This window comes from Pseudomonas fluorescens (assembly GCF_902497875.1).
GTDB lineage: Bacteria > Pseudomonadota > Gammaproteobacteria > Pseudomonadales > Pseudomonadaceae > Aquipseudomonas > Aquipseudomonas fluorescens_BR.
This window is the reverse complement of sequence record NZ_CABVHY010000010.1, coordinates 88,664-113,231: the sequence shown is the minus strand read 5'-3', so window position 1 is coordinate 113,231 and position 24,568 is coordinate 88,664. Positions and strand designations below refer to the sequence as shown.

General features: G+C 59.7%; 24 protein-coding genes. 13 read left to right on the top strand and 11 right to left on the bottom strand.

What is annotated here, in order from left to right; genetic code table 11:
- The first annotated feature begins 9 nt into the window (after positions 1–9).
- Both hexR and F8N85_RS12080 read left to right on the top strand, forming a co-directional pair.
- The gene (hexR, locus tag F8N85_RS12085) at positions 10–876 is read left to right on the top strand and encodes a transcriptional regulator HexR (protein WP_150803843.1); all 867 of its coding nucleotides are present in this window, start codon (positions 10–12) and stop codon (positions 874–876) included.
- Positions 877–1,159: 283 nt separating this feature from the next.
- Complete coding sequence (locus F8N85_RS12080) at positions 1,160–1,372, top strand: PA3496 family putative envelope integrity protein (protein ID WP_150803842.1); 213 nt, start codon at positions 1,160–1,162, stop codon at positions 1,370–1,372.
- Here the strand turns inward: F8N85_RS12080 and F8N85_RS12075 are convergent.
- A complete protein-coding gene (locus F8N85_RS12075) occupies positions 1,314–2,276 on the bottom strand; it encodes a LysR family transcriptional regulator (RefSeq protein ID WP_150803841.1) in 963 nt (320 codons plus the stop codon). The two genes, F8N85_RS12080 and F8N85_RS12075, sit on opposite strands and share 59 nt — an antisense overlap.
- Before the next feature lie 189 nt (positions 2,277–2,465).
- On the opposite strand from F8N85_RS12075, the gene F8N85_RS12070 reads away from it, so the two are divergent.
- From F8N85_RS12070 to F8N85_RS12050, 5 genes are all read left to right on the top strand, one after another.
- On the top strand, positions 2,466–3,881 hold the full coding sequence (locus tag F8N85_RS12070) for an acetyl-CoA carboxylase biotin carboxylase subunit (protein ID WP_150803840.1): 1,416 nt from the start codon (positions 2,466–2,468) through the stop codon (positions 3,879–3,881).
- Between the two features lie 11 nt (positions 3,882–3,892).
- Positions 3,893–5,698, top strand: a complete 1,806-nt coding sequence (oadA, locus tag F8N85_RS12065) for a sodium-extruding oxaloacetate decarboxylase subunit alpha (protein ID WP_150803839.1) — start codon at positions 3,893–3,895, stop codon at positions 5,696–5,698.
- Positions 5,699–6,026: 328 nt separating this feature from the next.
- Positions 6,027–7,352: a type II toxin-antitoxin system HipA family toxin gene (locus tag F8N85_RS12060; RefSeq protein WP_150803838.1), complete on the top strand. Its 1,326-nt coding sequence runs from the start codon at positions 6,027–6,029 to the stop codon at positions 7,350–7,352.
- Positions 7,349–7,627, top strand: a complete 279-nt coding sequence (locus F8N85_RS12055; protein WP_150803837.1) for a helix-turn-helix domain-containing protein — start codon at positions 7,349–7,351, stop codon at positions 7,625–7,627. Before F8N85_RS12060 ends, F8N85_RS12055 begins: the two co-directional genes overlap by 4 nt.
- Before the next feature lie 502 nt (positions 7,628–8,129).
- Positions 8,130–8,414 (top strand): hypothetical protein, encoded by a 285-nt coding sequence (locus F8N85_RS12050; protein WP_150803836.1) that lies wholly within the window; start codon positions 8,130–8,132, stop codon positions 8,412–8,414.
- A gap of 130 nt (positions 8,415–8,544) precedes the next feature.
- Here F8N85_RS12050 and F8N85_RS12045 read toward each other — a convergent pair whose 3' ends face one another.
- The 3 genes from F8N85_RS12045 to F8N85_RS12035 are packed head-to-tail and all read right to left on the bottom strand — an operon-like array spanning position 8,545 to position 10,316.
- Positions 8,545–9,216 carry a GNAT family N-acetyltransferase gene (locus tag F8N85_RS12045; RefSeq protein ID WP_150803835.1) on the bottom strand — a complete coding sequence of 224 codons (672 nt, stop codon included), beginning with the start codon at positions 9,214–9,216 and terminating at the stop codon, positions 8,545–8,547.
- A 17-nt stretch (positions 9,217–9,233) separates the two neighbouring features.
- Positions 9,234–9,683 (bottom strand): GNAT family N-acetyltransferase, encoded by a 450-nt coding sequence (locus tag F8N85_RS12040; protein ID WP_150803834.1) that lies wholly within the window; start codon positions 9,681–9,683, stop codon positions 9,234–9,236.
- Between the two features lie 9 nt (positions 9,684–9,692).
- Entirely contained in the window at positions 9,693–10,316 is a 624-nt protein-coding gene (locus F8N85_RS12035) for an FMN-binding negative transcriptional regulator (RefSeq protein WP_150803833.1), read from the bottom strand.
- Positions 10,317–10,407: 91 nt separating this feature from the next.
- Here F8N85_RS12035 and F8N85_RS12030 point away from each other — a divergent pair, with 91 nt between their 5' ends.
- Positions 10,408–11,955: a PLP-dependent aminotransferase family protein gene (locus tag F8N85_RS12030; protein WP_150803832.1), complete on the top strand. Its 1,548-nt coding sequence runs from the start codon at positions 10,408–10,410 to the stop codon at positions 11,953–11,955.
- A gap of 220 nt (positions 11,956–12,175) precedes the next feature.
- Here F8N85_RS12030 and F8N85_RS12025 read toward each other — a convergent pair whose 3' ends face one another.
- The 5 genes from F8N85_RS12025 to F8N85_RS12005 all read right to left on the bottom strand — a co-directional run bounded on the left by F8N85_RS12025 (position 12,176) and on the right by F8N85_RS12005 (position 18,440).
- Positions 12,176–13,276: a polyamine ABC transporter substrate-binding protein gene (locus F8N85_RS12025; protein ID WP_150803831.1), complete on the bottom strand. Its 1,101-nt coding sequence runs from the start codon at positions 13,274–13,276 to the stop codon at positions 12,176–12,178.
- Positions 13,273–14,319, bottom strand: coding sequence for a histone deacetylase family protein (locus tag F8N85_RS12020; protein ID WP_150803830.1), 1,047 nt, complete (start codon positions 14,317–14,319; stop codon positions 13,273–13,275). Before F8N85_RS12020 ends, F8N85_RS12025 begins: the two co-directional genes overlap by 4 nt.
- A gap of 270 nt (positions 14,320–14,589) precedes the next feature.
- Positions 14,590–15,582, bottom strand: coding sequence for an AraC family transcriptional regulator (locus F8N85_RS12015; RefSeq protein ID WP_150803829.1), 993 nt, complete (start codon positions 15,580–15,582; stop codon positions 14,590–14,592).
- Between the two features lie 196 nt (positions 15,583–15,778).
- Positions 15,779–16,783, bottom strand: coding sequence for an asparaginase (locus F8N85_RS12010; RefSeq protein WP_150803828.1), 1,005 nt, complete (start codon positions 16,781–16,783; stop codon positions 15,779–15,781).
- A 232-nt stretch (positions 16,784–17,015) separates the two neighbouring features.
- Positions 17,016–18,440 carry an aspartate ammonia-lyase gene (locus F8N85_RS12005; protein WP_150803827.1) on the bottom strand — a complete coding sequence of 475 codons (1,425 nt, stop codon included), beginning with the start codon at positions 18,438–18,440 and terminating at the stop codon, positions 17,016–17,018.
- A gap of 180 nt (positions 18,441–18,620) precedes the next feature.
- Between F8N85_RS12005 and F8N85_RS12000 the strand changes: the two genes are divergently transcribed.
- The 5 genes from F8N85_RS12000 (at position 18,621) to F8N85_RS11980 (ending at position 22,576) form a co-directional block, all read left to right on the top strand.
- Positions 18,621–19,538, top strand: a complete 918-nt coding sequence (locus tag F8N85_RS12000; protein WP_150803826.1) for a LysR substrate-binding domain-containing protein — start codon at positions 18,621–18,623, stop codon at positions 19,536–19,538.
- Between the two features lie 322 nt (positions 19,539–19,860).
- Positions 19,861–20,352 (top strand): 5-(carboxyamino)imidazole ribonucleotide mutase, encoded by a 492-nt coding sequence (gene purE / locus F8N85_RS11995; RefSeq protein WP_150803825.1) that lies wholly within the window; start codon positions 19,861–19,863, stop codon positions 20,350–20,352.
- An 11-nt stretch (positions 20,353–20,363) separates the two neighbouring features.
- A complete protein-coding gene (locus F8N85_RS11990) occupies positions 20,364–21,446 on the top strand; it encodes a 5-(carboxyamino)imidazole ribonucleotide synthase (RefSeq protein ID WP_150803824.1) in 1,083 nt (360 codons plus the stop codon).
- A 105-nt stretch (positions 21,447–21,551) separates the two neighbouring features.
- Positions 21,552–21,797 carry a GlsB/YeaQ/YmgE family stress response membrane protein gene (locus F8N85_RS11985; protein ID WP_150803823.1) on the top strand — a complete coding sequence of 82 codons (246 nt, stop codon included), beginning with the start codon at positions 21,552–21,554 and terminating at the stop codon, positions 21,795–21,797.
- Between the two features lie 242 nt (positions 21,798–22,039).
- The gene (locus F8N85_RS11980; RefSeq protein ID WP_150803822.1) at positions 22,040–22,576 is read left to right on the top strand and encodes a DUF3299 domain-containing protein; all 537 of its coding nucleotides are present in this window, start codon (positions 22,040–22,042) and stop codon (positions 22,574–22,576) included.
- Positions 22,577–22,742: 166 nt separating this feature from the next.
- On the opposite strand, the gene F8N85_RS11970 is transcribed toward F8N85_RS11980, so the two are convergent.
- Both F8N85_RS11970 and F8N85_RS11965 read right to left on the bottom strand, forming a co-directional pair.
- Positions 22,743–23,642: a D-hexose-6-phosphate mutarotase gene (locus tag F8N85_RS11970; protein WP_150803821.1), complete on the bottom strand. Its 900-nt coding sequence runs from the start codon at positions 23,640–23,642 to the stop codon at positions 22,743–22,745.
- Positions 23,643–23,698: 56 nt separating this feature from the next.
- Positions 23,699–24,100, bottom strand: a complete 402-nt coding sequence (locus tag F8N85_RS11965; RefSeq protein ID WP_150640794.1) for an acyl-CoA thioesterase — start codon at positions 24,098–24,100, stop codon at positions 23,699–23,701.
- Positions 24,101–24,568 lie beyond the last annotated feature (468 nt).

Below are 24,568 nucleotides of genomic sequence, written 5' to 3'. Positions count from 1 at the left end.
TCCAGCCCTTTGAATCTGTTGCAACACATCGCCCAGTCACGCCACCTGTTACGCAAGTCGGAACTCAAGGTTGCCGATCACGTGCTGCTTGACCCTGCGGCTGTGATGCACAGTTCCATGGCCGATCTTGCCCACAATGTGGGTATCAGCGAGCCGACCATCGTGCGCTTCTGCCGCGCCATTGGTTGTTCGGGTTTTCAGGACTTGAAGCTGAAACTGGCGCAAAGCCTGGCAGCCGGTGCGAGCTTTGGACAGTTTGCGATCCATGAAGATGATTCGGTTGCCGATTACAGCCTGAAAATCTTCGACACCACCCTGCACACGCTGATGGAAGTGCGCGAGAATCTCGATCCGGTGGCCTTGCAGCGCGCGGTGACTGCCATGTCCCAGGCCCAGCGAGTCGAGTTCTACGGCTTTGGCGCGTCTGGCGCGGTGGCAGCGGATGCCCAGCACAAATTCTTCCGCTTGTTGCTGACCGCGGCGGCTTATTCCGACCCGCATATGCAGGCAATGTCGGCGGTGACGCTCAAGCCCACCGACGTAGCGATCTGTATTTCCCAGTCCGGGCGCTCCAAAGACTTGCTGATCACCGCCAATCTGGTCCGGGAAAGCGGCGCGACACTGATCACCCTGTGCCCGAGCCAGACGCCGCTGGCCGAGCTGTCGACCATCAACCTGGCGATCGATGTGCATGAAGACACCGAGATCTACACGCCGCTGACTTCGCGTATCGCTCACCTGGTGGTGATCGACGTGCTGGCCATGGGCGTGGCCATGGCCCGCGGTCCGAGCCTGGTCAATCACCTCAAGAGCGTCAAACGCAGCCTGCGCAGCTTGCGTTTGTCGCCCAAGTCGGTCAAAGCGCTGGACGATTGATTCGGCCTCGAAGTGGCGAGGCTTTTTGTGGCGAGGGGGCTTGCCCCCGCTGGGCTGCGAAGCGGCCCTAAAACCTGCAACCGTAATCCTTCAGAAAGATCCCATTCACCGAATTACGACCGCTTTGCGGCCGAACGGGGCGATGCGGCGTTCCGAAAAGCCCCCTCGCCACAGGATGTGGCGTCTCAACGTAAACTTTCATCTCCCTGTAACCCCCGCGCCGCCAAACCGTCATCCCCGACGCCCATCGTGTAACTCCCGTAATCGTCTTGGGAGACTCGAAATGGCCCAGTCCTACGATCCACGCTATAGCGTCGTCAAAACCCGCCGCCAACAAGAAGATCAGCGCCGCATGGAATTTCGTCGCGCGATCGAGCAGCGTTGTGAGCAGCGTCAGTTGCTCGCCGAGATTGGCGATTTTGCTGATTCGGCGGCACTCAATTACTGGCAGGCGGCACCGGCAACTTCCCGTCAAAACGCTCAGCCAGGCCGCTGATCAGTGCCCGTTCGCTGCGGATAAACCCCAGGAACGCATGCGCCACCGGTGACAGGCGCTTGGCTTTAGCCTGAACCACGCACCAACTGCGGTACAGCGGCAGCTCTTCCACTGGCAACTCCTTGAGCCTGCCGGTGGCCAACTCAAGGTTCAGGGCGTGGCGCGTCAGCAGCGCTACGCCCAGACCCGCCACCACACATTCGCGCTGAGCTTCCGCCGAAGCCACTTCCAGGGTTTGCGTGAAATGCACGCGCTTTTCCTTGAAATACTCCTCGCAGGCCAGTCGCGTGCCCGAGCCTTGCTCGCGCAATAGCAGCGTATAAGGCTCGAGATCCTGCAAGCGTAGCGGCCCCATCTGGCACAGAGGATGGGCGGGCGGCGCCACGGCGACGATCGGGTTGTTAAGGAACGGCAAAAACTCCAGTCCCATGTCCTGGGGCACCATGGACATGATCACCAGGTCGTCACGGTTGTCCGACAGCCGTCGAATGGCCTGGGCCCGGTTGATCACCATCAGGTGCAGATTGACTTCCGGATGCAGGAGCTTGAAGGCGGCGAACAGGTGCGGTACGAAGTATTTGGCGCTGGATTCCACTGCCAACTTGAGTTGCCCCTGCAATGAACCTTGCATGTCCGACAGTTGCATATCGAGGTTTGCCAGGCGCCCGAAAATATCCCGGCTGGCCCGTTGCAAGGCTTCGGCGGCCTCGGTCATGTAGAGTTTTTTGCCGACATAATCGAACAAAGGCTGACCGATCAGCTCTTCCAGCTGGCGAATTTGCAGGCTGACGGCCGGCTGTGTGAGAGACATTTCCTCGGCCGCGCGGCTGTAGGACCGTAAATCGCAGACCTCGTTGAAAATCTGAAGCTGGCGCAATGTCATACGCATCAGGGACTTACGCATTTTTTAAGACTCTCGCCGCGGGCTGATCAATCAACTATAAGTCTTTACTTATGGCCAACCCAATTATTATTGATTTTTGTTAATCCCTTGAGAGGACTAGGGTGGTGTTGCGACTGACCTGAAACATTTGGTCACTCGTCGACCCGGTCTAGCGGGTCGTTGGTGCAATCGGCTCAAGGGAACCTCCAAGTGATAAAAAAAATCCTGATCGCCAACCGTGGGGAAATTGCCGTACGAATCGTGCGTGCCTGCGCCGAGATGGGCATTCGCTCGGTCGCGATCTATTCCGACGCCGATCGCCATGCCCTGCATGTGAAGCGCGCGGATGAAGCCCACAGTATCGGTGCCGAACCTCTGGCCGGCTACCTGAACCCGCGCAAGCTGGTGAACCTGGCAGTGGAAACCGGTTGTGATGCACTGCATCCCGGTTACGGTTTCCTCTCGGAGAACGCCGAGCTGGCAGATATCTGCGTCGAACGCGGAATCAAATTCATTGGTCCATCGGCCGAAGTGATTCGCCGCATGGGCGACAAGACCGAAGCCCGTCGCAGCATGATCAAGGCTGGCGTGCCAGTGACCCCTGGTACCGAAGGCAACGTCGCGGACATCGCCGAAGCCCTGGTGGAAGGCGACCGCATCGGTTACCCGGTGATGCTCAAGGCCACTTCCGGTGGTGGCGGGCGCGGTATTCGCCGCTGCAACAGCCGTGAAGAACTGGAGCAAGCCTTCCCACGAGTGATTTCCGAAGCGACCAAGGCCTTTGGTTCGGCGGAAGTGTTCCTGGAAAAATGCATCGTCAACCCCAAGCACATCGAAGCCCAGATCCTCGGCGACAGCTTTGGCAACGTGGTGCACCTGTTCGAGCGTGATTGCTCGATCCAGCGCCGCAACCAGAAGCTGATCGAGATCGCTCCAAGCCCGCAACTGACCCCGGAACAGCGCGCCTATATCGGTGACCTGTCGGTGCGCGCAGCCAAGGCCGTGGGTTACGAGAACGCCGGTACCGTGGAGTTCCTGCTCGCCGAGGGCGAGGTGTACTTCATGGAGATGAACACCCGGGTGCAGGTGGAACACACCATCACCGAAGAAATCACCGGCATTGACATCGTTCGCGAGCAGATCCGTATCGCCTCCGGCCTGCCGCTTTCGGTCAAGCAGGAAGACATTCAGCACCGCGGTTTCGCGCTGCAGTTCCGGATCAACGCCGAAGACCCGAAAAACAATTTCCTGCCGAGCTTCGGCAAAATCACCCGTTACTACGCGCCCGGCGGCCCCGGCGTTCGTACCGACACGGCGATCTACACCGGTTACACCATCCCGCCGTACTACGATTCGATGTGCCTGAAACTGGTGGTGTGGGCGTTGACCTGGGAAGAAGCGATGGACCGTGGCTTGCGCGCCCTGGACGACATGCGTCTGCAAGGGGTCAAGACCACTGCCGCTTATTACCAGGAAATCCTGCGTAACCCGGAATTCCGTAGTGGTCAGTTCAACACCAGTTTCGTTGAAAGCCATCCGGAACTGACCAATTACTCGATCAAGCGCAAACCCGAAGAGCTGGCCCTGGCCATCGCCGCCGCCATTGCCGCCCACGCAGGCCTGTGAGGAATACAACAATGTCCAAGATCCATGTAACTGACACCATCCTGCGTGACGCCCACCAATCGCTGCTGGCGACCCGCATGCGCACCGACGACATGCTTCCGATCTGCGACAAGCTCGACAAAGTCGGCTACTGGTCGCTGGAAGTCTGGGGCGGCGCGACCTTCGACGCCTGCGTACGCTTCCTTAAGGAAGATCCGTGGGAGCGCCTGCGCAAACTGCGCGCCGCGTTGCCTAACACCCGTCTGCAAATGCTTCTGCGCGGGCAGAACCTGCTGGGCTACCGCCATTACAGCGACGACGTGGTCCGGGCGTTCGTTGCCAAGGCGGCGGTCAACGGCATCGACGTGTTCCGCATCTTCGATGCGATGAACGACGTGCGTAACCTGCGAGTGGCCATCGAAGCGGTGAAAGCCGCCGGCAAACACGCCCAGGGCACCATCGCCTACACCACCAGCCCGGTGCATACCATCGAAGCCTTCGTGGCCCAGGCCAAGCAAATGGAAGCCATGGGTTGCGACTCCGTTGCGATCAAGGACATGGCCGGCCTGCTGACCCCGTACGCCACTGGCGAACTGGTCAAGGCACTGAAAAGCGAACAATCGCTGCCTGTGTTCATCCACTCCCACGACACCGCCGGCCTGGCGTCGATGTGCCAACTCAAGGCGATCGAGAACGGTGCCGACCATATCGACACCACGATCTCCAGCTTCGCCTGGGGCACCAGCCACCCGGGTACCGAGTCGATGGTCGCCGCGCTTAAAGGCAGCGAATTCGACACCGGCCTGAGCCTGGAACTGCTGCAGGAAATCGGCCTGTACTTCTACGCGGTGCGTAAGAAATATCACCAGTTCGAGAGCGAATTCACTGCGGTCGACACCCGTGTGCAAGTCAACCAGGTACCGGGCGGGATGATTTCCAACCTGGCCAACCAGTTGAAAGAGCAGGGCGCACTCAATCGCATGGCCGAAGTGCTGGCGGAGATCCCGCGGGTCCGTAAAGACCTCGGCTACCCGCCGCTGGTTACCCCGACCTCGCAGATCGTCGGCACCCAGGCGTTCTTCAACGTGCTGGCCGGCGAGCGCTACAAGACCATCACTAACGAAGTGAAGCTCTACCTGCAAGGCGGCTACGGCAAGGCGCCGGGCCAGGTCGACGAGAAACTGCGTCGCCAGGCCATTGGTAACGAAGACGTGATCGACGTGCGTCCGGCCGATTTGCTCAAGCCGGAAATGACCAAGCTGCGTAACGACATCGGCGCGCTGGCCAAGTCTGAAGAGGACGTGCTGACCTACGCCATGTTCCCGGACATCGGGCGTAAATTCCTCGAAGAGCGTGAAGCCGGCACCCTGACGCCGGAAGTGCTGTTGCCGATTCCGGAAGCTGGCGGCGTGACCGCGGCCGGTGGCGAAGGTGTACCGACCGAGTTCGTTATCGACGTCCACGGCGAAACCTACCGCGTCGACATCACCGGTGTCGGCGTCAAGGCCGAAGGCAAGCGTCACTTCTACTTGTCCATCGACGGTATGCCGGAAGAGGTGGTGTTCGAACCGCTCAACGAATTCGTCAGCGGCGGTAGCAGCAAGCGCAAGCAAGCCACTGCACCGGGCCACGTCAGCACCAACATGCCGGGCAACATCGTTGATGTGCTGGTCAAGGAAGGCGACATCGTGAAAGCCGGCCAGGCCGTGCTGATCACTGAAGCGATGAAGATGGAAACCGAAGTTCAATCGGCCATCGCCGGCAAAGTCACTGCCATCCACGTGGCCAAGGGCGACCGGGTCAACCCGGGTGAAGTTCTGATCGAGATCGAAGGCTGATTACAGCCTTTGACTGAAACGCTTTAAACCTCGGGGGGGCATGTGCTCCCCTTTTTTTTCGCCTGTCTGAAACACCGCCTGACGGGCTGCCCGGATACTCCGTGGGAGCGGCGGTGCGGCGATCCGACTTGCCCGTGAAGAACGATGATGCAGTCTGTCAGAAGCTCGCATGTCATTATCTGCAATTTATTGCGTTTTTTTCCGATGATGAGGGTTAAAACTGCATTTTATTGCGTTTATAAGTGGAGCAGATGGAATGAATCTGCACTATATTGCAAACACAGAGTCACTTAGTGATCAATGGATGCATTAAATTGCAGATTTACTCATGTACACACTGACACTACAGATCTACGCCGCCGGAAACTGGTTAGACGCCATGACCCTGGTATTTGCCGAACCGCAAAAAGGTTTCGAAGGCCCCTGCAGATTTGCCTACAAGCAAGGTTACATCTCCGACAATTTCGACTCTATTCAATCGCCCTTCGCCAGATCGGTCAGCGCCAGGTTGCCGCTGGATTGGGACAGTGTATCGCTGAAAAAAGCGCCCGCCTTCCTGCATGACATCGCTCCAGCCGGGGCGGCCAAGCGCTTCCTGATGGCGCGCATTGGACAGGAAAAGCCTGAGGAGGTGAGTGCTGACCTGTTTTTGCTGGGCCGAAGCACCCCGGCACCTATCGGTAACTTGCGTATCAAGGAGTCGGTTGAGGCGTTGGATAACCGACCACCGATGGGCTTTCGTCGGGAAGAAGTCATTGCCCGCGATAACACCTTCCTGGAATACGCCTACGAGCAAGGTGCGGCGATTGGCGGTGCGACGGGAGCGGGTGGTGAAGCGCCAAAACTGTTGATGACCGAAGACCGCGCTGGGTTGCTGTACCCGGACGCCGTGCTGAACGACACTGAAGTGACTCGACACTGGTTCGTGAAATTTGCCCGCAATAAGGCAGGACAGATCGATCAAGACATCCTCAGAAGCGAATTCCACTACTACAAGGCCTTGCAGACCCTTGGAATCGAGACAATTGCCGCAGAAGGTCTAACGCTGGAGGAGGCGAACAAACCCAGTCTGTGGATGCAGCGCTTTGACCGCCAAGTGACCGAGCAGGGCATTGAGCGGCTGGCGGTTGAATCGATCTATTCGCTGGCCGGTGTCACCACGCCTGGCAGCTACATGAATCATCTGGAAGTGATTCAACTGCTCGCTGATCTATGGAAGCAGGCCGGCCAAGTGGAGCAAGTGCCGGATCTGGTGGCGGATTACCTGCGCCGTGATTTGCTCAACAAAATTCTCGGCAACTCGGACAACCACGGGCGTAACACGGCGATCATTCGCGATGTGGATTTCTTTCGCCTCGCACCAATCTACGATCTGGCACCGATGGTGATGGACGAGGAGGGCGTCACGCGTACCACCAAATGGCCGAAAGACCTGGAGGTGGCGGGGGAGATTGATTGGCGTGGTGTGTGTGATGCGCTGGTGTGGATTATCAATCCAGCGGACGCATTCGAGCGTCTTCGACAAGACGCCGACTCGTTACTGGCGTTGCCGGACATTCTGGTCGCCAGCGGCTTGCCCGATGTCACCCTGAACCATCCGAGTATCGCCTTGAAAAACCTTGAGCAGCGCTTGAAAAACTGGGGGCTGAAATGACGCTTTCCATTGATGTTCGCGCTCAACTGATTGAAAGCATCCAAGAGGGGCTTGCCCAAGGATCTCTGGGAATCGGCGAAGCCGTCCGCCGGTTGCGGGTGGAGGTCACCGGCCTGCATCAAAGCCAGTTCGCCAGGATGTGCAAAATCTCGGTGCGCACGCTGGTGCATATCGAGCATGGGGAAGGTAACCAGACGCTGAAATCACTGAATGCCGTGTTCCGGCCGTTCGGGTTGCAGATGGGGGTGGTGAGGATTCGCAGGAATATCAGTTGAGCGTGGAATCACATCGTCGGGTGAGATCCCCCGTAGCAGCTGCCGAAGGCTGCGTTCGGCTGCGCAGCAGGCGTAAAACCTGCACGTGCGGTCCGTCAGGTGAATCGTGGTGTCCGAATTGCGACGGCTTCGCCGCCGAACGCAGGCTTCGCCAGCTGCTACGGAGGAGGGGGCGAGGCCAGTGCCGTAGGAACGATCCGAGATTCAGGAGCCAGGTTTTACATCCCGTAGGCGCTCGCCTATAGTTCGCCCGTCATCGCAAAATCGGTGACCGATCTTAGCCGGTCGAAAAGTAAGCGGGGACGCTAAAGCGCCACTCTCAGAATGTCGGCGCTTTTTGCTGCCGGGCATTTCTGTGCCATGGCGGTTGTGCGCGGGACACCTTCGGGTGTGCCGGGTTTTGTCTCCATTTACCCCGGTCGGCTAACCCGCGTACAGCTGCCACCCAATTTGCTTAGCCGCGAAAGGTGGTAACTCTTTTTTAATAAATGGAGCTACACCAATGCCCAACTACACCCCCCTCCAAAGCAACCCCAGCACCGACCCTACCCTGTTCCTCAACATTGACGCCGACACCTGTGATCTCTTCGAGACCGCCATCCACCGCATCAAGTCCGCGCGTAATTTGCTCAACAGCGTCACCTGCCTGAGCGTCAAGGATGCTGAAGGTTATGACCTGGAACACTTCGCCAATGCCGCGCATCTACTGATTCAGGACGGCTGCGATGCCCTGGATGCATTGGGCTGGAAGCTCAATAGAGTGTCGCCTGAGCCTGTCAGCCAATAGAAGCCTTCGCGGGCAAGTCGGATCGCCGCACCGCCGCTCCCACAGGATTTTCGTTGCCACACATTTGTGGTTCGACGCGGACCTTGTGGGAGCGGTGGTGCGACCTGTCAGGCGCCGATGAACCGAGGGTTTATCCCCGACACTCCACCAACGTCCTGACCTGCCCAGACCCCGTCTGATTCGCCTCGCTCAACCACTTTTCAAACCCCGCGCCAATCGCCGGCCACTCCGAATCCAGAATCGAGTACCACGCCGTGTCACGGTTCTGGCCCTTGACCACCATGTGCTGGCGGAACACCCCTTCAAAACTGAAGCCCAGGCGCTCAGCCGCGTATTTGGAGCGGGCATTGTCGTTGTTGCACTTCCACTCCAGGCGACGGTAGCCCAGGGCAAAAGACTCTTTGGCCAGCAGGTAAACCGCCTCGGTACTTTTCGGCGAGCGCTGCATCGGCGCGCCGAAGGTGACGTGGCCGATTTCGATCCGGCCTTGGGCCGGCACGATCGACATCAGACTGAGAATGCCCTGGACCTCGCCGCTGGCACGGTCGATGACGCTGAAGAAGTACGGGTCGCTGTTGGCGGCGTGGTTGTTCAGCCAGTCATCGAACGCACTGCGCTCGGTGAATGGCCCATAAGGCAGATAGTTCCAGAGTTTCGGGTCGGCATTGGGTCCTTCAAGGGCTTGCCACAGGCCATCGCCGTGGCGTGCCGGGTCGAGTTTTTCCAGGCGTATGAAACGCCCTTCGATGAGTTTGACCGACGGCGCCGGGACACCTTTCCAGTTGGCGAGTGAAGTCGACATGTTGCTCTCCTTGAGCCTTAAAGAAGGCCTTTGCGAAACTGAATGAAGCCAGGGCGTTCGGCGATGCGCTCGTAGAGCTGGATGGCCGTGGCGTTGGTCTCGTGGGTCAGCCAATGGACCTTGGCGCAGCCGTCTTTGCGGGCGGTGTCGTAGACGAATTCGATCAGCTGCCGACCGACGCCGGTGCCGCGCATTTGCGGGACTACCAGCAGATCTTGCAGGTAGCAGGAATTCTCGATGCTCCAGTTGGAGCGGTGATAGATGAAATGCACTATGCCCACGGCTTTTTCACCGTCCCAGGCCAGGGCCGCATGAGTCGGCTCACCCGGGTCGAGAAAACGCTGCCAGGTGCTTTGAGTGACAGCGTCGGCCAGTTCGGTGTTGTAAAACCGCAGGTAGGCTTGCCATAAGGGCAGCCAGGCGGCGTGGTCGTCGGCGGTGACTCGGCGGATCTCAATCTGACTCATGGTCATTCCTTAACGCATCAAGTGGGCGAGGGCCTGGTCGTGCAGGTCGGGGCTGGCAGCCAACCCTTCTCGCACACCGGCGATGTCTGCGGTACTGCGGTTCTGGCTGAGCTTGCGTTTGCCTTCCAGGCGTTGGATTGGCAAGGCGAAGCCGACAATAGCCTTGAGCATACCGTCGATGTAGTGGGCGGGTGCGTCGGCAACTTTCCACGGCTGGGCGCGACCGGCTTCGTGGCGATCGGTCAGGGCGCTGACCAGATCGCGCAAACGTTGTGCGTCGCTGAACACTTCGGCGCTGCCATAGGCATGCACGGCGAGGTAGTTCCAGGTCGGTACGACTTTGCCATGCTCGGCTTTGCTCGGATAGAACGACGGGCTGACGTAGGCGTCGGCACCGGCAAAGATCACCAGCGCCTGGGCCCCGGTCTCCAGTTCCCGCCACTGCGGATTGGCCTTGGCCAGATGCCCGTAGAGGGTGCCATTGGGTCCTTGGTCCGGGCTCAGCAGCAATGGCAGGTGGCTGGCCTGCAAGCCTTGCTCGCCGTAGGTGACCAGCGTCGCCAGCCGGCTGCTGAGGATCTGCTGGTGCAGGTGTGGCAGATCTTGGTCGACAAAAGCGCTGGGTGTGTACATGGGAAATTTTCCTTGGCGAATGCCTGCATCCTAGGCAGGCTATTGGTCTGTTGTAAGAGCCATTAATAGCCAATTTCATAGGACCATTGTGATGAGCCACTCGCCGCTGTCCTTGTCATTCAACCCTGCCGGGATTGAGCTGGATCGTCGCCAGGGCTTGAGCCGTCAGCTGTATCAAGCGCTACGGCTGCGGGTACTCGATGGGCGGCTGGCCGGTGGTACGCGTTTGCCGGCCAGCCGGGATTTGGCTGCGGCGTTGTCGATCTCTCGTAACAGCGTCGTTCGAGCCTACGATCAGCTGTATGCCGAAGGGTTTATCGAGGGGCGGGTAGGAGACGGCACTTATGTGGCGCAATTGCCGGAAAATACTCTGCCGCCGAAAAAACTATCCACAAAAGTATCCACAGGGTTTTCAACAGGCTTACCCACAGGGTTATCCACAAATCGACTCGATTTACCTGTAATTACATCCAGTAAAGTTATCCACAATGGTGCGCTCGAGCGGGTCGAGAAGCATCATTTGCCTAAGCCACCGAGTGGTCCACCCAAGGCTTTTCGGGTGGGCGTACCGGCTTTTGATCTGTTCCCGTTCGAGGTCTGGGCCAAGCTGAATGCGGCTTTCTGGCGCAAACCGGATTTACAGCAGTTGTGTTACGGCGCACCTGAGGGCGACGAGCGGTTACGTGGCTTGATCGCAGCCTATTTGCGCAGTTCGCGAGGCATGCAGTGCAGCGCTGACCAAATAGTGATCACCAGTGGCGCGCAACAGGGAATTAGCCTTTGTGCACAGCTGCTGGTGGAGCCCGGCGATGGGGTGGCTGTGGAAAACCCCGGCTATCGTGCCGCCGGACATGCCTTTGCCGTGGCGGGAGCAACGTTGCGCGGTGTGACGGTGGACAGCGAGGGCATGGACTGCGCTGAACTGGCGACCTTCAGTGATTGCCGACTGGCTTACGTCACTCCGTCTCATCAGTACCCGACCGGGGTGATCATGAGCCTGGCGCGGCGCCTGGAATTGCTGGCGTGGGCCGAGCGCACCCAAGGCTGGATCGTCGAGGATGACTACGACGGCGAATACCGTTACAGCGGTGCACCGCTGGCACCCTTGGCGGCGCTGGATCGGCAGGGGCGAGTCCTGTATGTCGGGACTTTCGGCAAAGTTGCATTCCCGGCGCTGAGACTCGGTTACCTGGTATTGCCGATAGGGTTGGTCGAGGCCTTCTCTCGGCGCCGTGCGGTGGATGTGCGGCACTCGGAGGTCAGCACTCAGGCGGTGATGGCCGAGTTTATCGCGGCCGGGCATTTTCAACGGCATATCCGCCGCATGCGTCGCGCGGCATTGAGCCGGCGCAATACCTTGATGGCCGGTTGGCCTGTGGATATCCCTGGAGTCGGCAGTTTGCCGAGTGTGGCAGCCGGGTTACACCTGACGGTGCGGGTGGACAGCCTGACCCGTGAACGCGAACTGGTCGAACAAGCCGCGAGTGTTGACGTGGAGGTCAACGGGTTGAGCAGTTACTGGTTGCCGGACTCCAGTACCCCGGAAAACCAGCGAGCGGGATTGGTGCTCGGGTTTGCAGCGGTACCGGAGGTGGCGATTGAAGCGGCGTTGGTGAGGTTACGGGGTGTGTGGAAGTGAAGACCCGCACGGTGGCGGGCCTTTGTGGCGAGGGGGCTTGCCCCCGTTGGGGCGCGCAGCGGCCCTAAAACCAGGCACCGCGAGTCTTCCGGTAGAAAGCAGGTGCCTGCTTCACGACTGCTACGCAGCCGAACGGGGCGATGCGGCGTTCCGACAAGCCCCCTCGCCACAGATTTTGCGCTCGGCGCTGCTATTTCTTAACGGCCTGATCCATGCTCTTTTATGTCCCCGACTTGATCTTGGTCCACGCCCGGGTCCGTGCCCGCTCCGCATCCCGTGGCAAGGGTTGCAAGGTGTAGAGCGTGCTCATCGCCGCTTCGGTCGGGTACAGGTTGGGGTTATTGCGGATCCCCGGGTCGACCATTTCGGTGGCGTCTTTGTTCGGGTTCGGGTAGCCGACGAAGTCACTGATCGGTGCGATCACTTTCGGTTGCAACAGGTAGTTGATGAAGGTGTAGGCGTCTTCGGGGTCCTTGGCACCTTTGGGAATCGCCAGCATGTCGAACCAGATCGGCGCGCCTTCCTTGGGCAGGCGCATATCGACGATCACTCCGTTCTTGGCCTCCTTGGCGCGGTTGGCGGCCTGGGAGAAGCTGCCGGAATAACCGACCGCGACGCAGATGTCACCGTTGGCGATATCGGCCATGTACTTGGAGGAGTGGAAGTAGGTGATGTATGGACGGATCTTCAGCAGCAGCGCTTCAGCCTTGGCGTAGTCCGCAGGTTTGCTGCTGTTAGGGTCCAGGCCGAGGTGTTGCAGAGCCAGCGGCAGAATCTCCGACGGCGAGTCGAGCAGGGCGACGCCACACTGCTTGAGCTTACTGATGTTCTCTTCCTTGAAAATCAGCTCCCAGCTGTCCACCGGTGCGTTTTCGCCCAGCGCGGCCTTGACCTTGTCCGGGTTGAAGCCGATCAGGATGGTGCCGTACATATAGGGCACGGCGTGTTTGTTGCCAGGGTCGTTGGCTTCGATCAGCTTCATCAGTTTGGGATCGAGGTGGTTCCAGTTCGGTAGTTTGCTGCGATCCAGCGGCTGGAACACGCCGGCTTCGATCTGCTTGGCGAGGAACACGTTGGACGGCACAACGACGTCATAGCCCGAATTGCCAGTGAGTAACTTGGCTTCCAGCGCTTCGTTGGTGTCGAAGATGTCGTAGACCAGTTTGACCTGAGTGTTCTGAGCCTTGAAGTCTTCCAGCGCCTTGGGGGTGATGTAGTCGAACCAGTTGTAGACCCGCAACGTGCGCTCTTGAGCCTGTGCAGCGCCGCCGAGCAGCGTGGCGCACAAGGCTGAAGCGATAAAACCCTTGAGACTGTTCATTGTGCAGATTCCTCATTGGCGCTCTGGAAACCTTCGAGAACATTCACCGCGTTGATGCCGATTTCTTCAACCGCGTAACCGCCTTCCATCACGAACAGTGTTGGCTTGCCCAGGTGTGCAATGCGTTCGCCCATGCTCAGGTAATCCGGGCTGTCGAGTTTGAACTGGGAGATCGGATCGTCCTTGAAGGTATCGACACCCAGGGAAACCACCACGACATCGGCGCCGTAGTGTTCGATCTCTTTACAGGCCAATTCCAGTGCCGCGCTCCAAGTGTCCCAGCCTGAGCCTGCGGCCAGAGGGTAGTTGAAGTTGAAACCTTCACCAGCGCCTTCGCCGTGCTCGTCTTCGTAACCGAGAAAGAATGGAAACTCGGCTTCCGGATGGCCGTGGATCGAGGCGAACAGCACGTCGCTACGCCCGTAGAAAATCGATTGAGTGCCGTTGCCGTGGTGATAGTCGACGTCGAGAATCGCGACCTTTTTATGGCCTTGATCGAGGAATGCCTGGGCGGCGATGGCGGCGTTGTTCAAGTAGCAATAGCCACCCATCAAATCACTGGCGGCATGATGTCCCGGTGGTCGGCACAGGGCGAAGGCGCTGCGGGCGCCCTGTTGGATAACGGCCTGAGCAGTGAGTGCGACTTGCGCTGCGCTGTAGGCCGCTTGCCAGGTGCCGGCGGTGATTGGCGCGCCGCCGTCGAAGCTGTAATAGCCGAGCTGGCCATGGAGACTTTTTGGCATGACCGAGCGCAGGGTGCGGGCCGGCCAGGTGTAGGGCAGCAAGTCGCCCTCGCGACCGAACTCGGTCCAGCGCTGCCAGGCGCCTTTGAAGAACTCCAGATAATTGCGACTGTGGACGCGCGTAATCGGTTCGAGCCCAAAGTCCTGTGGTGCTTGCACCGGACCCAGACTGCGGTCCTGAACCCGCTGCAGAACGTGATCGGCCCGTGAAGGCATTTCGAAGCAGGGCATCAATTGCCCATCCATCAACTCGCAGCGTCCGTGGTGCAGGTGGTGGTCGTCAGAGTAAATCGTCAGCATTTCTTATTCTCCGCAGGCTGAATCGGTTACTCACAGTCTTGCGGCGCTGGGTGGTTGGGAGAACGGCAGGAAGGGCCAAAAGGGGATCGATATGGCCAAAAAATTTGACCGGAATTCGCCCCCGAAAGGTGTAAAGCTGCCTCCGTAGCAGCTGCCGAAGGCTGCGTCCGGCCGCGTAGCGGACGTAAACACTTCAAACGCGATATTTCAGAGAGTACGCATCCGCCGTATTGCGCCTGCTGCGCAGGCGGACGCAGCCTTCGGCAGCTGCTACGGCCGGAACTGGCTCGGCGCCACACCACTCCAGCGCACGAAAGCATGGCGGAAACTCGCGGTTTCGCTGAAGCCCAGGGCTTCGGCGATCTGGTAAATCGGTAGCTGATCCTCGCCAAGCATCTGCTTGGCTCGCTCAAAGCGCAGCTCATCGAGCAATTCCTGATAGCTGCACCCCAAATCCTTGAGGTGCCGACGCAATGTACGCGCCGAACAATTCATCTGCTCGGCCAACCCTTCGAGCCCCGGCGCTGCATTCAATTGCGCGCTGAGCAACTGCCGAATCCGCCCCAGCCACACCTGACGTCCGGTGAACTCGGTGTTCTGCTTGCGGCAGCGCTCGGCCATGGCCTGATGGGTAATCGTATCGGCCAGCGGCAAGGGTTGGTCGAGCCAGTGTTTGTCGAAAGCGAAGGCATTGGCCGGGGCATTGAACTGCAAGGGACAGTCGAAGCGCTCGCTGTAGCGGGTCTGGTAGTCCGGCGCGAAATATTCGAAGCGGGCACCGAGCAGTGGCAATGGGTGACCGAGCAGGTCGTCGCAGATGACTTTCATCGAGACCAGGCAGAATTCGATGTTGAACACCGTCAGCGCCGGGTTTTCCCGATAGTCGCTGGCCGTGAGCCAGATGCGCTCGCCATCCTCCTCGAGGCTCAGCTCGAAAAGTGTTCCCAACAGCGCCGGATAGCGCAGTGCCAGACGCAAAGCGTCACCTAAGGTGGCACTGGTGAGCAGGGCATAACCGAGCATGCCGTAGGAGGAAACATGCATGCGCCTGCCCAGTTCCAGGCCGATTTCGCGCTTTAAGGCGACGGCGTTGACGCAGACCTGCATCTCCTGAAGGGTGGTGATGCGCGTGTCGGCACGGCTCAGGTCCGCCGCGCTGATGCCGCTGCCGGCCAACAGCGCTTCGCTGGACAGGCCTTCATCCTTAAAGGTGCTGATTACCAGGGAGACCGCGTTGAGGGTGGTGAGGTGAGAGTGGAGCATGCTCGGTTCCAGCATTGGGGTTGCTGGAAATGAGCAAGTTGTGTGCCGCAGAAGCTGTTGGGTGGACCGCAATCTCTGTGGGAGCGGGCTTGCCCGCGAAGCAGACACCGCGGTTTTTCAGATTCACTGCGTTATCGTTCTTCGCGGGCAAGCCACGCTCCCACAGGTATTGCGCCGCCCTTATAGCAGCGTTGAGTCAGCTCAGCTCGCCGCACAGATCCAATTCGACCAACCGCCGAACCTCAGCTGTCTCAAGCCCCGCCCCCAGCAGCGCATGCAACTTGCCGAACGCCGCTTCGCGAGTCATGCCGCCACCCGACAACACGCCAACCCCACGCAAACGGCTGCCGGCTTCGTAGACGTCCAGCGCCACCCCGCCTTCATGGCATTGAGTGATTGCTACAACCACGATGCCCTTGTCCTGCGCTCGTTGCAGGCTGGCGAGGAACTCGGGGTTGTCGCTCGGCCCGGTGCCGCTGCCGAAGCATTCAAGCACCAGCCCCTGAATGCCGCTGTTCAGCAATCCATCCAGTTGTTCTGCACCAATACCTGGGAACAGGGGCAGTACGCCGACGTTCGCCAGCTGTTTGTTCTGATGGTAATTCAACTCGGCCGGAAGCGAAGACGCCTTGGTTCCGCCACCCTGGCGTTGCAGGCGGGCAAACGGATGACGGCCAAAGCTGCGGATTTTCGCGCAACGGGTCGGTTCCAGCAGTTCGCCGTGGAAGTACAAATGCACGCCTGGCGCCAGGCCCTGGCCCAAGGCAACCAGCGCACCGCCGAGGTTTTCCCAGGCATCGCTGTCGGTGACGCCGGCTGGCAGCATCGAGCCGGTAAACACCACGCGCGCATGCAAACCGAGCAGCTGGAAACTCATGGCCGCGGCGCTGTAGGCGAGGGTGTCGGTGCCGTGGAGGATCAGCACACTGTCGCAGCCCTGAACGTCGACGGCGTCGATGACCGCTTCACGCAGGCGCTGCCAGTAAGCGGGGGTCATGTTGGCGCTGTCGATCAACGGGGCCATTTCGCGAAAGCGCCAGTCCGGTACCACCAGCTCTGGTTGGCTGTGCAGGTAGTCGCGCATCCGCGCTTCAAAACCGGACGCCGGGGCCAGGCCATGGGCACTGGCTTGCATGCCGATGGTGCCGCCGGTGTAGAGCACCATGACGTGTTGCGCGGCGGGATAATTTTCGGGGTTCATGTGGAAATCTCCTGGACGAGTACACCGTACGGCCGAGCATGACGCTGACCGCGCGGTGTGTCACGTCGGGTGCAACGGATGCGCCCGCTTTCCCTGTGCTGCACACCGGACAAAAAAAAAGGGCCTGGGGAATAATCCCCAAGCCCTCAAAAGGTGAGAGGTGTCTAGTCCCTCGACCTGGTGAGCGTGGCTCTTGGTGCTCTTCGTTAAAAGAGAAAGAGCCGGCGTTTGGTTAAGCCTTCAGAGGCACCAGACGCGGAGCAATCATGTTTTCCGGGCGCAGGATGTCGGCGAGCATGGCGTCGTCGAGCAAGCCTTCTTCGCGCACCAGTTCCAGCACGCCGCGGCCGCTTTCAAGGGCGATGCGGGCGATGCGGGTGGCGTTCTCATAGCCGATGTACGGGTTCAGCGCGGTGACCAGGCCGATCGAGTGCTCGACCAGTTCGCGGCAGCGCTCTTCGTTGGCGGTGATGCCGACGATGCAGTGCTCGCGCAGCATATCCATGGCGCGTTGCAGCAGGCGGATCGAGTCGAAGATCTTGAAGGCGATCAACGGCTCCATCACGTTCAGTTGCAACTGGCCGCCTTCGGCCGCGATGGTTAGCGCCAGGTCGTTACCGATGATCTGGAACGCTACCTGGTTGACCGCTTCCGGGATAACCGGGTTGACCTTGCCAGGCATGATCGAGCTGCCTGGCTGACGCGCTGGCAGGTTGATTTCGTTGATGCCGGTGCGTGGACCGCTGGACAGCAGGCGCAGGTCGTTGCAGATCTTCGACAGCTTGACCGCAGTACGCTTGAGCATGCCGGAGAACAGCACGAAGGCGCCCATGTCAGACGTGGCTTCGATCAGGTCGGCGGCCGGTACCAGCGGTTGACCGCTGATGATTGCCAGACGCGATACGGCCAGGTGCTGGTAGCGCGGATCGGCGTTGATACCGGTGCCGATCGCGGTGCCGCCCAGGTTCACTTCGGTCAGCAACTCGGGAGCGAGCGTTTTCAGGCGCGCCAGGTCTTCGCTCAAGGTCGTGGCGAAAGCACGGAATTCTTGGCCCAGGGTCATCGGCACGGCGTCTTGCAGCTGGGTACGGCCCATCTTCAGGACATGGTTGAACTCGATACCCTTGGCGGCGAACGCCTGGATCAGGCTGTCGAGACTGGCAAGCAGGGCGTCGTGACCCAGCAGCAGACCCAGACGGATCGCTGTCGGGTAGGCGTCGTTGGTCGACTGCGCCATGTTCACGTCGTTGTTCGGGTGCAGGTACTGGTACTCGCCCTTGCTGTGGCCCATGGCCTCCAGCGCGATGTTGGCGATGACTTCGTTGGCATTCATGTTGGTTGAAGTGCCAGCGCCGCCTTGAATCATGTCCACCACGAACTCTTCGTGGAAATCGCCGCGGATCAGACGGGCACAGGCTTCGCTGATGGCAGCGTGCTTGGCTTCGCTGAGGTGACCCAACTCACGGTTGGCGTCAGCAGCAGCCTGTTTGACCATTGCCAGACCCACAACCAGCTTCGGGTAATGCGAAATCGGAACGCCGGAGAGACGGAAGTTATTCACCGCTCGCAGGGTCTGGATGCCGTAATACGCTTGAGCCGGTACTTCGAGTACGCCAAGCAGGTCTTTTTCTGTGCGGAAAGATGCAGCGGAGGACATGATAGAAATCATCTCGATATGGACCCGGGCTATGCCGGAACACTGTCAATGCTAGGCTTGTGGGCAATTTAGGGCCAATGCTGTTAAACACTGGCCTATGCATAAACGGCATAATGTCGATGTGACGCCGCTTGTGCGTCGAGCGTATGACCTAAAATGGTGCGTGTCCGGGAGGACGTGATGAATCTGGAAAGCAAATGGCTCGAGGACTTTAGTGCTCTGGCCGCCACTCGCAGTTTCTCCCAGGCTGCCGAGCGACGTTTCGTCACCCAGCCGGCGTTCAGTCGGCGTATCCGCAGCCTCGAGTCCGCGCTGGGCCTGACTCTGGTCAACCGTTCGCGCACGCCGATCGAGCTGACGGCGGCGGGGCAACTGTTTCTGGTGACCGCACGCACCGTGGTCGAACAGCTCGGCGAAGTGCTGCGGCATTTGCATCACCTGGAAGGCGGGCAGGGCGAAGTGATGCAGGTCGCCGCCGCTCACTCCCTGGCCTTGGGTTTCTTCCCGCGCTGGATCGCGCAATTGCGCAACGAAGGTCTGAATATAGCCACGCGGCTGGTGGCAACTAACGTCGGCGACGCTGTACATGCGTTGCGTGAAGGTGGCTGCGATCTGATGCTGGCCTTCTACGACCCGGATGCGGCGCTGCAGATGGATCCGGAAATCTTTCCTTCGCTGCATCTGGGAGACACCGAGATGCTTCCGGTCTGTGCGGCCGATGCCGACGGCAAGCCGTTGTTCGATCTGGAAGGTGAAGCCAGCGTACCGTTGCTGGCGTACAGCGCCGGTGCGTTTCTAGGGCGTTCGGTAAACCTGCTGCTGCGCCAGCGGGCGCTGCGATTCACCACCATCTATGAAACCGCCATGGCCGATAGCTTGAAAAGCATGGCTCTCGAAGGACTGGGCATCGCCTGGGTGCCGCAACTGAGCGTGCGCGCCGAACTGGCCCGCGGCGAGCTGGTGGTCTGCGGCGGCCCGCAATGGCATGTGCCGCTGGAGATTCGCCTGTACCGCTGCGCGCTGGTACGCAAGGCCAACGTGCGGTTGCTCTGGCGCAAACTGGAAGGTGGCGCCGCCCAAGGCACGACTGGTTCTTGAGGCAGATGCAGAACCCTGTGGGAGCGAGCTTGCTCGCGATGAGGCCCTAACATCCAACTTCAATGTTGACGGTTACACCTCCATCGCGAGCAAGGGGTTTTGTGTTGATCTTTGGCTGACCTTCGAGTCAACAAAACCAGGACTTTGCCCCGCATGACAGATGGTCGTAGAAGGGGCTGTTTATCTGCCTCTTTGCGGTATACTGCGCGGCCTTTGGCCGGTTCGACCGGCCTGAATTCGTACAACAAGCCACGCCGGTCCTCCCGCGTGGCTTGTTGTTTTTTGACGCGCCCGCGGGCGCCCAGAGAGAAGAGGCACGACGATGAGTGCACTGGTTGGCGTGATCATGGGCTCGAAGTCCGATTGGTCCACCCTTAGCCACACCGCCGATATGCTGGAAAAGCTCGGCATCCCTTACGAGGTGAAAGTGGTCTCTGCCCACCGCACCCCGGACCTGCTGTTCCAGTACGCCGAAGAGGCCGAAGAACGCGGCATCGAGGTGATCATCGCTGGCGCCGGCGGCGCAGCGCATTTGCCAGGCATGTGTGCGGCCAAGACCCACCTGCCGGTACTGGGCGTACCGGTGCAGTCGGCGATGCTTTCGGGCGTCGATTCGCTGCTGTCTATCGTGCAGATGCCTGCGGGCATTCCGGTGGCGACTCTGGCGATCGGCAAAGCCGGCGCAATCAATGCCGCGCTGTTGTCCGCGAGCATCCTCGGCGCCAAACACCCGCAATTTCATACGGTGCTGAAAAAATTCCGCGCTGAGCAGACAGACAGCGTCCTGGAAAATCCAGACCCACGCATCGCCTGAGGTTGTTGACGATGAAGATCGGTGTAATCGGTGGCGGCCAGCTGGGTCGCATGTTGGCTCTGGCGGGTACACCGCTGGGGATGAAGTTCGCTTTCCTTGACCCTGCGCCGGATGCCTGCGCAGCGGCGTTGGGCGAACACCTGCGGGCCGATTACGACGATCGGCTTCACTTGCGCCAATTGGCCGATGAAGTCGATCTGGTGACCTTCGAGTTCGAAAGCGTCCCGGCTGAAACCGTGGCCTTCCTGTCGCAGTTCGTGCCGGTCTACCCGAGTGCCGAAGCCCTGCGCATCGCCCGCGATCGCTGGTTCGAAAAGAGTCTGTTCAAGGACCTCGGCATTCCCACTCCGGCCTTTGCCGACATCCAGTCGCAAGCCGATCTGGACGCGGCTGTGCTCAGCATCGGCCTGCCGGCCGTGCTGAAAACCCGCACCCTGGGTTACGACGGCAAGGGTCAGAAAGTCCTGCGCACTCCGGCCGATGTGGTTGGCACCTTCGCCGAACTGGGCAGCGTTGCCTGTCTGCTGGAAGGCTTCGTGCCATTCACTGGCGAAGTTTCGCTGATCGCTGTGCGGGCTCGCGATGGCGAAACCAGGTTCTATCCGCTGGTTCACAACACCCACGACAGCGGCATCCTCAAGCTGTCCGTGGCCAGTACCGATCACCCGTTGCAAGCCCTGGCCGAAGACTATTCGAGCCGTGTGCTCAAGCAGCTGGAATACGTCGGCGTGATGGCGTTCGAGTTCTTTGAAGTCGACGGTGGCCTCAAGGCCAACGAAATCGCCCCGCGGGTCCACAATTCCGGTCACTGGACCACCGAAGGCGCCGAGTGCAGCCAGTTCGAAAACCACCTGCGGGCGGTAGCCGGTCTGCCGCTGGGCCCGACCGCCAAGGTGGGTGAAAGCGCGATGATCAACTTCATCGGCAAGGTGCCGGAGACCGAGAAGGTCCTGGCCATCGCCGATTGCCATCTGCACCACTATGGCAAGGAATTCAAGGTCGGCCGCAAGGTCGGTCACGCCAACCTGCGCTGCGCCGACAAGGCCACCCTTGAGCAGCAGATTCTCAAGGTCGAAGCGCTGATCGCCGAGTAAATCTCCATGCCTGGCGGGAACCTTAGTGCCTCGCCGTTCTCTGATGGCAGGATGCCAAAGTCTGTCTAGGCTTTGGCAACGCCACTTCATACAGAGGGAAATGTCATGGGTATTATCGGAACCATCTTTATCGGCTTGATCGTAGGGCTGCTGGCACGCTTCCTGAAACCTGGCGATGACAGCATGGGATGGATCATGACCATTCTGCTCGGTATCGGCGGTTCGCTGGCAGCGACCTATGGCGGCCAGGCATTGGGCATCTATCAGGCGGGCCAGGGCGCGGGCTTCATCGGCGCATTGGTAGGCGCTGTGGTGTTGCTGGTGGTCTACGGCCTGGTCAGAAAGAACTGATTTAGCGACCAAGCCCTCTCTACGCCGCACGTAGAGAAGGGTGCCCTGTCTCGAAAATGGTTATTCATTTTTTGACGGCGCCTAGCATCGCTATGCTGCGTTGCCGCTCCTCTCCATAGCGCTATGACTCGTCGCGGCATCTTGCCTGACAACGCTATCCACTGGTCAAAAGTTGAACGCATTGGCGAGACAGGGCACTAGAATGCTCGGCGTTCCACCGTCCCCTCATTGCCGAGTACATCATGCGTCGTCTTCTGTTGACTCTCCTCTTGCTGGGCAGTGGCCTGGCCCATGCCGCAGAACTGCCGGAAACCGACTGGCTCGAACTGATGCCCAAGTCGGACCAGAAAGCCCTCGAGCAAATGCCGGAAATCGACCATGACTCGCCTGAGGCCAACGGGACTTTTACCGACAAGGGTGGCCTGAAGCAGAGCAAAGGTCTGCCCGCGGTGATGTACTCGAGCAAAACCGTGGCGGCGATGAACGACAAGCACATCCGTATCGGTGGTTACCCGGTGCCGCTGGAAACCGATGCCAAGGGTCGCAGCACGTTGTTTTTCCTGGTGCCTTACCCGGGCGCCTGCATCCACGTACCGCCGCCACCGCCCAATCAACTGGTGCTGGTGCGTTATCCAAAGGGGTTGAAGCTGGATGATATCTACACGCCGCTGTGGGTAACCGGCACCCTGAAGGTGGAGCAGGTCAGCAACGATCTGGCTGATGCGGCTTATGCGCTGGATGCGGCGAAGGTGAGGGTGGTGCAAGAGGCGGATTTGTAAGGTCTGGACACCAGACCTGTGGCGAGGGAGCTTGCTCCCGCTGGGCTGCGAAGCAGTCCCAAAACCTGCAATCGAATTCTGTCAGAAGGAACCCATTGGCTGGTTTTACGACCGCTTCGCGGCCGAGCGGGGGCAAGCCCCCTCGCCACAGTTGTCCGCGGTGTTTCTACAATGGCTTGCTGGCAACACTCACACCCAGGGTATGACTCGCCCCTGGCGCCAGCGTCACCACGTCATCCATCACATTCGCCGTCTCGATGCACAGCATGTGCTGCCAGCCGTCGTCGGCCATGTCGCCGAAGCGTGCGGCGCGATCGATCCAGGGGTTCCAGATGACCGCCGAGCGTGAACCGCGGCTGGTCAGCTGAATACGCCGTTCCCAGGCCGGGTCCACAATGCTCAGCTGTTCAGGCGTATCCAGATAGATGCGATCGGTTTCCCCGACAAAGCGCAGATCACCGGCTTGAGTGCAGGTTTTCCAGTCGTCCAGGGTCTCGATATAGTTCAGCCCGTCCAACCCATCGACGTGCACGTTGCGCACATCGCTGACGGCGAAGTAACTGTGCAGCGCCTGGCTGATGCTCACGCTTTCAGTACCCAGGTTGAGGCTGGTGAGGCTGATGTGCAGTTGCTCATCCAGACGAATTTTCAGCTTCAACTCGACCTTGTGCGGCCAGCCTGGCAAGCCCTCTTCAGGCCGTGGCAGGACGAATTCGACGTTCAGGCTTTCACCCTCGGCTTCGATCCCGGCCAGCTCCCAATCTATCGTCCGGACCAAACCGTGGGCGGTGGCGGGTTCAGTGCTCTGGCGCATGTCCTGAACGCTTTGCGGATTGCGCGCCAGATTGCCAAACCACGGCCAGCACACCGGAACCCCGGCACGAACGCTCTTGCCGGTATTGAACACCGCCTCATCGTTGAGCCAGATCAGCGGCGGCTGCCCGTTCAATTGATAGCTGAGTACGTGCGCGCCTTGCTGGGCCACCAGCAATTCGGCCTGACCGTGGCGGATGCGCCAGCAGTTCAGCTCATCCATTTTCACGGCTTCAACGTTGGGCGTCGGCATGCTGCAATCTCACTCGGGAACATTGACTGCAATGGACCCGTAAAGGGCCCGAGAGTTTAACGTCGTGGCGGCACCGAACGGGTGCGTCCGCTGCCATCGATGGCGACGAAGACAAATACGGCTTCAGTCACTTTACGCCATTCGCTGGACAGTGGATCGTCGCTCCAGACCTCGACCATCATTTGAATCGAGCTGCGGCCGATTTCCAGGGCCTGAGTATAGAACGACAGTTGCGCGCCGACCGCGACCGGCACGAGGAAAGCCATGCGATCGATGGCAACGGTGGCTACGCGCCCACCGGCCACTTTACTGGCCATTGCCGTGCCGGCGAGGTCCATCTGCGCCACCAGCCAGCCGCCGAAAATATCGCCGAAACCATTGGTCTCGCGAGGAAGCGCGGTGATTTGCAGGGCCAGATCGCCTTGCGGAATAGGATCTTCTTGTTCGAGCTCTATCATGCCGGGGGTGCCTCTGACCCGTGACTCTCTTTGGTATTTCAGGTGAATAGCCGTCTTGCGGCTCTGCACGCAAAGTGCCTGCGCTCGGTCATGCTGCGTTAAAAACAGGCTCGGACTGCTCATTTACAACCCGTAAAGTCGGGTGCGACCTCAGCCGGTCCTCGCCTGTTTTTGCCTTGCCTGACCTTCGCTCGGCGACTTTGCGCACTAGAGCCTAGAAAAACGATTCAGCCAGAACATACTACGTTCGTCGCGTTTTTCGTAAGGCGTACTAAGGGAAACTCTGCGAAACCGGCTGGCTCAGGTACGCACCTGATGGCACCCAACGGCGTTTTCGCACAGCAACCCTTTCAAGTTGTTGCAGGTTGCGAGTATATCGATCGGTAGACCCCGCGACGACCGTCCGGTTCTCATTTTGACCACCAATTACGCTCATCTGTGTGCTTTTTCGAACAATTTGCTATGGTG